Raw genomic sequence first — 1,684 nt, 5'->3', positions numbered from 1 at the left:
CCTGAATTATTCATACAAAAATAAAAACCATGCTTAGCATGGCTCGGAACTTACTATTATATAAATTTTTACTTTCACCTAAAAAGTGATGAAAAAAATATAGAAAAAGAGACTCAAATTTGTTATGGTTAATTTGCAAACAAACACTTAACAAAGGAGAATCTCATATGAACAGTTTATTAGAAAAGTCAGTAAATTTCAACAGAAAAATTAAAATCAATTTTGATGGTGGAGATTTAACATCTGATGCTGGTTTACTTTTATATAAAGAATTTGATGAAAAGATAGGTTTTAGTAAAACAATAGAGAAAATTTTAAAGGTTAAGGATACTACAAAATTTAGAATCCATTCTAATTCAGATATTGCTATTCAAAAAATATATCAAACAATTGCAGGCTATCATACAGATGATAATGCTGATGAATTAACTATCGATCCTGCTTTTAAAGCAGTTCTAGGTAAAGCTAAATTAGCTTCACAGCCTACAATCTCAAGATTTAACAATAGATTAGATAAAAATAATCTTAAGGACTTTCAATTGATAAATGAATCATTATTTCATAAAGTCTATTCACTTGAAATGCCTAATCAAGTATTGATAGATTTAGATTCTACTAATTGTGAAACCTATGGTAAACAATATGGATCTAATTATAATTTCCATTATTCCGCAAATGGATATCATCCGTTAGTTGCGTTTGATGGATTAACTGGTGACTTTATCAAAGCAGAGCTTAGGTCAGGTAATGTTTATACTTCTAGACAAGTAACAAGATTCTTAGGTCCAATTTTAAGTAGATACTCAAAGAAATATTCTGATGTATCTAGGTTTGTAAGAGCTGATAGTGGTTTCGCTACACCTCAACTATATAAACTTATTGAAGATAATAAGGCTTTTTATGCAATAAGGTTAAAAGCATATAAAACTTTATATTCAAAAGCTGCTAATATTACACTTAGAATGGATGAAGCTTGCAAAGACAATATTTATGACTATAAGGTTATCTATGGTGAATTTAAATATAAAGTTTCTAATTGGGATAGAGAGCGTAGAGTTGTTGTTAAAATAGAAAAGCTAGAAGGTCAAATGTGTTACAACTATACTTTTGTAGTAACTAATATGACTTCTACACCTAAGAGAGTAATAATGTTTTATTCTAATAGGGGTACTATGGAAAACTTTATTAAAGAAAGCAAAAATGGCTTCGCTTTCGATTCAATGAGTAGCACTCAATATATTGCTAATGCAAATAAACTACAATTAGCAATGTTAGCTTATAATTTTAATAATTGGTTTAGAAGATTAGCATTATCAAAATCTATGAAAGCAAATAGAATGGAAACTATTAGATTAAAGTTAGTTAAAATATCAGCTAAAATTGTTAATAGTTCTAGATATATAACATTTAAATTATGTAGTAGCTGTCCTTATAAAAATGAGTTTTGGGATACATTAAATAGAATCAATAATCTAGCTATTTTATCGTAAGCGATAGCAAAATTAAATAGCATCCAAAAGTATTAGTTTTTATATCTGATATAAAGTCCTTAGAGAAATTATATCTAAAAATGTTGATTTTAGTTATGAAAATCAATATTAAAAAGTAAAAACTAAACCGAATCTATCTTTGAAGGGAATAGTTGAATAAATCCTATCAAAATAAATTCGGTGAATAATTTAGG

General features: G+C 27.0%; 1 protein-coding gene. It reads left to right on the top strand.

All coding sequences use genetic code 11. From position 1 onward, the window contains the following. The first annotated feature begins 167 nt into the window (after positions 1 to 167). A complete protein-coding gene (locus tag NNC19_RS23350) occupies positions 168 to 1,490 on the top strand; it encodes an IS1380 family transposase (protein WP_310941090.1) in 1,323 nt (440 codons plus the stop codon). The last annotated feature ends 194 nt before the right edge of the window (positions 1,491 to 1,684 follow it).

This window comes from Clostridium sp. SHJSY1 (genome assembly GCF_031626875.1).
In the GTDB taxonomy this organism is placed as follows: Bacteria; Bacillota; Clostridia; order Clostridiales; family Clostridiaceae; genus Clostridium.
Note: the sequence above shows the minus strand (reverse complement) of the source record. Positions and strands in the feature narration are given on the sequence as shown.

What these genes read in the sequence shown, in the direction of transcription:
- NNC19_RS23350 (WP_310941090.1), top strand. Translation starts at nt 168, where the DNA reads ATGAACAGTTTATTAGAAAAGTCAGTAAATTTCAACAGAAAAATTAAA.